This is a genomic window from Rheinheimera marina, assembly GCF_042654345.1.
Classification (GTDB): Bacteria; Pseudomonadota; Gammaproteobacteria; order Enterobacterales; family Alteromonadaceae; genus Pararheinheimera; species Pararheinheimera marina.
Map to the genome: position 1 here is coordinate 101,837 of NZ_JBHSGB010000003.1, position 8,298 is coordinate 110,134.

Annotated in this window: 6 protein-coding genes; 2 read left to right on the forward strand and 4 right to left on the reverse strand. The window is 52.8% G+C overall.

All coding sequences use genetic code 11. The features are described 5' to 3' along the window. Positions 1–337 precede the first annotated feature (337 nt). Positions 338–2,518, forward strand: a complete 2,181-nt coding sequence (locus ACFO3I_RS03430; RefSeq protein ID WP_377331764.1) for a M3 family metallopeptidase — start codon at positions 338–340, stop codon at positions 2,516–2,518. 111 nt (positions 2,519–2,629) lie between these two features. On the opposite strand, the gene ACFO3I_RS03435 is transcribed toward ACFO3I_RS03430, so the two are convergent. Both ACFO3I_RS03435 and pmbA read right to left on the reverse strand, forming a co-directional pair. Beyond that, the gene (locus ACFO3I_RS03435; RefSeq protein WP_377331766.1) at positions 2,630–4,120 is read right to left on the reverse strand and encodes an acetyl-CoA hydrolase/transferase family protein; all 1,491 of its coding nucleotides are present in this window, start codon (positions 4,118–4,120) and stop codon (positions 2,630–2,632) included. Positions 4,121–4,280: 160 nt separating this feature from the next. Next, positions 4,281–5,627 carry a metalloprotease PmbA gene (gene pmbA, locus ACFO3I_RS03440; RefSeq protein WP_377331768.1) on the reverse strand — a complete coding sequence of 449 codons (1,347 nt, stop codon included), beginning with the start codon at positions 5,625–5,627 and terminating at the stop codon, positions 4,281–4,283. Between the two features lie 128 nt (positions 5,628–5,755). Between pmbA and yjgA the strand changes: the two genes are divergently transcribed. After that, a complete protein-coding gene (yjgA, locus tag ACFO3I_RS03445) occupies positions 5,756–6,283 on the forward strand; it encodes a ribosome biogenesis factor YjgA (RefSeq protein ID WP_377331771.1) in 528 nt (175 codons plus the stop codon). 42 nt (positions 6,284–6,325) lie between these two features. Here the strand turns inward: yjgA and ACFO3I_RS03450 are convergent, their stop codons facing one another. Next, positions 6,326–7,678, reverse strand: coding sequence for a GGDEF domain-containing protein (locus ACFO3I_RS03450; RefSeq protein ID WP_377331773.1), 1,353 nt, complete (start codon positions 7,676–7,678; stop codon positions 6,326–6,328). 95 nt (positions 7,679–7,773) lie between these two features. Continuing rightward, on the reverse strand, positions 7,774–8,226 hold the full coding sequence (locus tag ACFO3I_RS03455; RefSeq protein WP_377331775.1) for a LabA-like NYN domain-containing protein: 453 nt from the start codon (positions 8,224–8,226) through the stop codon (positions 7,774–7,776). Positions 8,227–8,298: the final 72 nt, after the last annotated feature.

Consider the following 8,298-nt stretch of genomic DNA (forward strand, 5'->3'; position numbering starts at 1 on the left):
AACACTAGGCATACCATAAGGTATTGGTGAATAAAATTCAAAGCCAGTCCTTACTTAGGTCTGACTTTTTGCTCAGCCTAAGGCAAAACGGCGAAATCAATAACCGGCGCCCGTGCCGGAGCAGGCACTGCAGTTGAGTGTGGCCACTATGCAGCAAACAGCCGAAGAGGCGTTCCGACGGCTGGCCACCCTTTTATCCCGCAAATATGACCGTTGATTGCAAATCCTGTTTTTTCGGGGTGCCTTTTGGCATACTCGACCAGTTATAGTGTTACATTATTGCAGTGAGTCCATTACAAAAAACTTAACCTCTTTAAGGTCCAAAGGAAGAATCCAGATGCGCAAAACTCTGTTAGCCAGCGCCATTGGCGCCGCGGTGGTATTAGCCGCCTGCTCAAAACAACCAGAACAACAAACTGCCGGTGCTGTGGCTGAACAAGCCGCAGCAGCCCCTGAAGCGGCCGCTGCCACCAGCAGCAACCCGCTGCTGACCAAAAGCCCGCTGCAATACGAAGCGCCACCATTTGACCTGATTAAAGTGGAGCACTACCAGCCAGCTATTGAAGAAGGCATGAAGCAACACCTGGCTGAAATTGAAGCCATTGCCAACAACCCGGAGCCAGCCACTTTTGACAACACTATTGTGGCAATGGAAAAAAGCGGTGACCTGTTAGACCGCGCGGCTGGTGTGTTCTTCAATATGACTGGCACCATCAGCAACCCGGAAATTCAGAAGATCCAGGGCGAGCTGGCACCAAAACTGGCGGCACACTCAGACAATATCAACCTGAACCCAAAACTGTTCGCCCGCATTAAAGCCATTTACGATGCACGCGCCACTCTGGGCCTGGACGAAGCTGCCACCCGCCTGGTGGAAGACCGTTACACTGGTTTTGTCCGCGCAGGAGCCCTGCTGACGGAAGAACAGAAAAACCAAATTCGCGCGCTGAACGAAGAACAGTCCAAGCTGACCAACAAGTACCAGCAAAACCTGATGAAGATCACCAAAGACATCGCTGTTTTTGTGGATAAAAAAGAAGACCTGGCCGGCCTGTCTGACGCCGAAATTGCTGCCGCAGCCGAAGGCGCCAAAGCCCGTGGCCAGGAAGGTAAATTCATTATTGAGCTGACCAACACCACCCGCCAGCCGGTACTGGCTCAGCTGGAAAACCGCGAACTGCGGCAAAAAATCTGGGAAGCCTCAGCCAACCGTGGTACTTCAGGTGAAACAGACCAACAACCTATCGTAGCCCGTTTAGCGCAACTGCGTGCTGAACGCGCCAAACTGCTGGGCTTCAACAGCTGGGCCGATTATCAGTTAGATAACACCATGGCCAAAACACCAAAAGCTGTGTACGACATGCTGGGGTCTATGGTGCCAGCCGTAGTGGCCAACACCAACAACGAAGCTGCCGCTATTCAGGCCATGATCAAAGAAACCGGTGGTGACTTTGAACTGCAACCTTGGGATTGGGAGTTCTACGCAGAGAAAGTGCGTAAAGCCAAATTCGATCTGGATGAAAACGAAGTACGTCAGTACTTTGAATTTGACCGCGTCTTTAACGACGGCCTGCTGTTCACCATGAACAAGCTGTTCGGTATTACCTTAAAACCACGCCCTGATCTGCCGGTGTACCACCCGGACGTAAAAGCCTATGAAGTGTTTGACGCCGACGGCACCAGCATCGCTATTTTCTACGGTGACTATTTTGCCCGTGAAGGCAAACGTGGCGGCGCCTGGATGAGTTCTTTTGTCAGCCAGAGCGAACTGCTGAACAAGAAACCAGTCGTTGTCAACGTCATGAACATTCCTAAAGGCGCCGCAGGCGAACCTACGCTGGTGAGCTATGACAATGTGACCACCATCTTCCACGAGTTTGGTCATGGCGTGCATGGTTTGTTCTCGAACGTGAAATACCCTTCTCAGTCAGGTACTTCGGTTTCTCGCGACTTCGTTGAATTCCCGTCCACCTTCCAGGAAGACTGGGCGGCGCACCCGGACGTGATTGGCAACTACGCCAAACACTACAAAACAGGTGAGGCGATCCCAGCTGAACTGCTGGCGAAAATCATCAAGTCACGCAGCTTCAATCAGGGTTTCGACACACTGGAATACATGGCAGCTGCTTTAGTGGATATGGAATGGCATTCACTGCCAGCCGATGCGCCACTGCAAGACGTGAAGACGTTTGAAGCCGCTGCACTGAAAAAACACGGCATTGACCTTCCAGCGGTCCCACCACGTTACAAGTCGACCTACTTCGCGCACGTGTTTGCCGGTGGTTACTCAGCCAGTTACTACGCCTACATGTGGTCAGAAATTCTGGCAGCTGATGCTTACGCCTTCGTGCAACAGCAAGGTGGCCTGAAGCTGGAGAACGGCATTAACTTCCGTAAAAACATTCTGTCGATTGGCGACACCAAAGACCCAATGGAAGCTTACAAAGCCTTCCGTGGTCAGGCACCAACCACAGACGCGCTGTTAATCCGCCGCGGCTTAAAAACCGGCATTAACTAAGCGCTGTCCAGCGATCAAAAAGCCAGTCCTCGTGACTGGCTTTTTCTTAACGGGGTCAGGTCCTGTATTTTGCATTGAAACGCAAAATACAGGACCTGACCCCCAAGCTAGTTAGGCTTTCATACTGCCCTGTTGTTCCAGCTTCAGGTGCCAGCTAAAGGCTTCTTCCAGCAGATGCGGCGTATGACCACCACGCTTGAGAGCGCGGTCGAAGTAGTCCTGTAGCTGAGCACGGTAATCCGGGTGCACACAATGCTGAATCACCTGCACAGCCCGTTCGCGCGGTGCCAAACCCCGTAAATCGGCCAGCCCCTGCTCTGTCACCAGAATATCCACGTCGTGTTCGGTATGGTCCACATGACTGACCATAGGCACCACACTGGAAATAGCGCCAGCTTTGGCAGTCGACTTGGTGACAAAAATCGACAAATGCGCGTTGCGGGCAAAATCGCCTGAGCCGCCAATGCCATTCATCATATTGCGGCCACCGACATGGGTTGAGTTCACATTGCCGTACAGGTCAAACTCCAGCGCGGTATTAATGGCGATAATGCCCAGACGGCGCACCAGCTCCGGATGATTAGAGATTTCCTGTGGCCGCAGCACCAACCTGTCTTTGTAGTGGCAGAGCTGACCAAACACCTGCTTGTGGCAACGCTCAGACAAGGTTATCGAGCTGCCCGATGCAAAAGTCAGCTTGCCGGCGTCCATCAGGGCAAAGGTGGAATCCTGCAGCACTTCAGAATACATCGACAAGTCCGTGAATTCCGAATTCAGCAAGCCCATCATCACCGCATTGGCAATGCTGCCGATGCCCGCCTGCAAGGGGGCAAGATTCGGCGCTAGCCGTTCTGCGGCCACTTCGGCACGGAAGAATTGCACCAGATGATCGGCAATGGCCTGAGTTTCTGCATCCGGGTCTGTCACTGTCGAAAACGAATCCGGTTGTTCGGTAAACACAATGCCAACAATTTTGGCGGGGTCTATTGGAATGGCCGTGCCGCCAATCCGCTGATCCACGCTGACCAGCGGCACCGGCGTGCGGGTCGGTCGGTAGCTTGGAATATAAATATCGTGCAGGCCTTCGAGCTCGCTCTGATGCGAGGTGTTGATCTCCACAATCACCTGCTTGGCAAAAATGGCAAAACTGGCCGAATTACCCACAGAGGTCGTCGGTACTATATGGCCCTGTTCGGTAATGGCCACTGCTTCAATCACGGCAATATCAGGCAGCTTCAGCTGATGGTTGCGTAATTGCTCAACCGTCTCCGACAAGTGCTGGTCGATAAACATCACCTCGCCATTATTGATGGCTTTGCGCAGGGTATTGTCCACCTGAAACGGCATCCGCCGCGCCAACACGCCGGCTTCGGTCAGCGCTTTGTCCAGGTCATTCCCAAGAGATGCCCCTGTCATCAGGCTGATTTTCAGCGGCTGCATGCGGGCTTTTTCTGCCAGCGCTCGCGGCACCGCTTTGGCCTCACCCGCACGGGTGAAGCCACTCATGCCGACTGTCATCCCATCTTGAATAAAGCCGGTTGCCTCTGCGGCCGACATCACTTTTTGATGCAAACTGGCCAGCCGGATCCGTTCTAATTGCATAAAGCCCCCCAAACTAAAACTGGCGTCATTCTAGGGGCTGGCCGCTAAGGTGCCATTTAGACTTAAGTCGTAATTGCGCTGAAAAGAAGTACGTTGGGGTCAGGTCTTGTATTTTGCGTTTCAATGCAAAATACAAGACCTGACCCCAATGGAAGAAGGGTTAATGCCCGGCGATTTGCATCTGGCCGAGCAGGACTGAACCTGTCAGCACGCCACCGCGTGGGTCTACGTCTTTGCCAATGGCCTGAATGTCCATAAACATCTGCTGCAAAGTACCGGCTATGGTAATTTCTGACACCGGATAGGTAATGACACCATTCTCCACCCAGAAACCCGCAGCACCGCGCGAATAGTCGCCCGTTACTGTGTTGACGCCCTGGCCCATCAGCTCGGTCACCAGCAGGCCTGTGCCCATATCGCGGCACAGCTGAGCTAAATCGGCGTCGCCATGCTGCACCAGCCAGTTATGAATACCACCGGCATGACCTGTGCTTGGCAGGCCCAGCTTGCGGCCAGAATAACTGGTGGTCAGGTAGCCGGTCAGTACACCGGCGTCCAGAATAGTGCGGTCTGAGGTTTTTACCCCTTCACTGTCAAACGGGCTTGAAGCCAAAGCACGCTTCAGGTGCGGCCGCTCCAGAATAGTGACTTTGTCTGACATGACTGGCTGACCGACTTTATCCAGCAAAAAGCTCGATTTACGGTAGATAGCACCGCCGCTGATCGCCGACACCAGGTGGCCAAACAGGCTGCTGGCAATGTCGGCACGGAAAATCACCGGCACTTTTTGCGTGCCCAGTTTGCGGCCATTTAAACGCGCCACGGTTTCCTGCGCCGCTTCGCGGCCAATCTGTTCAGGGCTCATCAGCTCACTCAGTTCACGCGCTACGCTGTAGCTGTAGTCGCGCTGCATGTCGTCGCCTTCTTCACCTATCACCACACAGCTTAAGCTGTGGCGGCTGGACGGGTAGCCAACAATCTGGCCATGGCTGTTGCCATACACCTTCAGCCCCTGATGTGAGGTAAAAGAAGCGCCTTCTGAATTGGTAATACGGGCGTCTAATGCAAATGCAGCTTCTTCCGAGGCTTTACACCATTCAATGGCTTGCTCTGTGGTGACGCTGGCCGGGTGAAACAAATCCAGATCCGGCGGGTTCAGTTCCAGCGACGCCGCGTCCGGCAAACCAGCGTAAGGGTCTTCTGAGGTGTAACGGGCAATATCGACCGCCGCTTCTACGGTGCGTTTCAGCGCCGCCGGGCTTAAATCGGCGGTGGACGCCGAGCCTTTGCGCTGACCAACATAGACGCTGATGCCCAAACCACCGTCCTGGTTAAACTCCACCGTTTCCACTTCACCGTGGCGGGTTTCTACGCTCAGGCCACGGGTGCGGTTCATTGAGGCCTCAGCGCTGGTGGCGCCTAAGGTTTTGGCATGCTGCAGCACCTGCTGTACCGCAGCTTTTACTTCGTCCAGTTCCTGCCAAATCTCAGTGGTTGTCGTACTCATAAGGGTCACCCGGAAAAAATTTTGCCAAAGCTTACCACAGCCGCCGCCAAGCCGTCATTTGCCCACTCGCTGCCAGAACGGCGTTGCGGTATACTTAGCGCAATTTTACCGGCTACAGAGCGTGATATATGGCAGATATGACCGACTTTACCCATGGCGATGACTGGGATGTCGAAGAAGGCAAAAGCAAAACCCAGGTGAAGCAGGAGATGCACCAGTTGCAGGCTCTGGGTGAAGAGCTGGTGGCATTAAGCCCGGTAGCGCGCGCCAAAATTGAGATGGACGACGAGCTGAAAGACGCGCTGGCACTGGCTGACAAGCTGAAAACTAAACGCGAAGCGCTGCGCCGCCATATACAGTTTATCGGCCGCCTGATGCGTACCCGCGACATTGAACCGATTGAACGGGCGCTGGCACTTATTCGCAATACCAACCAGGCCGCCACCCGCAAGTTCCACCTGGTGGAAGACTGGCGCGACAAACTGATTGCCGACAGCAGCGCGCTGACAGCATTTGTTGAGCAATACCCAGAAGTGGACGTGCAGCAGCTGCGCACCTTAATTCGCAACGCGAAAAAAGAGCAGGAAAAAAACCAGCCGCCCAAAGCCTTTCGCGAGCTGTTCCAGCTGATTAAACCTTCGATTCTGGAAGAGTAATCACCAGCTACCCTGACAAGCAGTTTATCCAAGAGCTGCTTGTCAGCCCGCTTCCACCCGGTTACGGCCCGAGTGCTTCGCCAGGTATAAAGCCCGATCTGCCCGGCTTAAAATTGAATCGGCATCGTCTTGCGGCTGATACTGAGTCACCCCAATGCTGATAGTAAAAGCGGGTAAATCCGGCACCTGCAAACTGGCAACTTGTTCTCTTAACAGTTCAGCAAACTGACAGGCCATTTCGACTTTTTGTTGAGGTAGCAAAATCGCAAATTCTTCACCGCCCAAGCGGAACAAGGTATCCGTTTTACGCAGGCGTTGGCTGAGATTAGCGGTTAAGGCTTGCAGCACTTTGTCGCCGGTATGATGGCCAAACTGATCATTCACCTTTTTGAAAAAGTCGACGTCCAACAGCGCAATACTAAACACACCACCACGCTCTGCCAGGCCCAGTTCCATCCGCAATTGCTCATCCCATTTGTGCCTGTTGTAAGCCCCGGTTAACTTGTCCCTCGTTGCCAGCACCAGCAGTTGTTGCTCTATTTCCTGCCTGTTACTGATCTCTTCCGATAAACGCTGCACCATCATTTTTAAATCATGTTCCAGTTCCGTCAGTTCATCCTTGTGCTCTGGCTGAACAAATTCAGGGTTACTGATGGGTTCACCCTGTTCAATTGATTGCTGCACGTTTTTAATTTGAGCCTGAATACGGCCAATACGCTGGCGAAAAATTTGCAGGATATAAAAGGTCAGGTACACACCTATGGCAAAGGCACACAGCCCCAGTCCGGTATTGACCAGCATAAATTCATTTTCGTGTTTGTCGGTATAGCGGCTGGCTTCGAGTGTCAGCGTTTCCATATGTCTTAGAATGGCCACAATACTCTGATCTAAAGTGGCCGCTTCTGCTTCAAACTTAAGCCACTGCTCATTATTCGTCTGGTCTTGCTGCAAAGCCAACTTCAGTTGCTGTTCAAAACTGTCACTTTGCTGATGAAACTGTTCAATGCTGGCCAGAATTTGCTGATGCTCCGTAGCAGCAAAACGGACCTGATGGCGCTGTAAACTTTTATTCAGTACCCGCTGTGCTTTCGCCAGGATTTGTTTCAGGCCATCCCGCTGGGCCGCAAAAGCTTGTTCTGGTTTTAGCGCCACCTTCGCAGTATCGCCATTCAGGCGGAACTGCTCCATCAGCAAATGCTGCCTGAGCTGCATCATTTCCAGCTCACTGACCATCTCAGTCAGCGGCACATCAATTTCGGCCACTTCGTGCATTTCAGCATCGATGAGCTTGAGTTTGTAGATGGAATACAGAATCACTACAAATAAAAAGGACAGCAAGACCACCAGTAACCCACTGATTTTTCGCTGTAAAGACACATTAAACCATTGCTGCATAAAGAGTTCCGTAAGAGCAGAGCACAGGGCAATTCTACCACCCCTGCACTGATTCTGTGACGCTGTTTACTGCGCCCTGCCGCCGCAATAAGTAGCTAGCCTAACAAAAGCTCCTGCTCAATGGGCATAAACTGGCTGGCGGCGTTCATAAGGGATGTCGCTGTTAAGGCGGGCACGCCATACACCTCAACAGTTTTGCCAGGGACTGAACGCACACGGTCTACCAGCCGGTCAAAGTCGCCATCACCGGACACCAGCACCACCACATCTGCAGCCGCTGAGTGATCGAGCACGTCGATAGTGATACCGACATCCCAATCCCCCTTCGCCGACCCGTCGGCTCTGGTAATAAATGGCTTTAATTTCACCTCAAAGCCAATGGCCCGCAGAATATTCTGAAACTCCCGTTGCTTCTTGTCGCCTTTATCTATGGCATAGGCAATAGCGGTTACCACCTGCCGGTTTTCGGTCACCCGCGCCCAAAACTTGTTGTAATCGAAATTACGCCCATACGCCTGTCTGTAGTGGTCAACTAATTTTGGCCACATCGTTGTAGCCAAGCCAGTATCTGCGCTCGGATTCATTCGGAGCCAAACCACCGTTATAGTGATGTGGCCTCA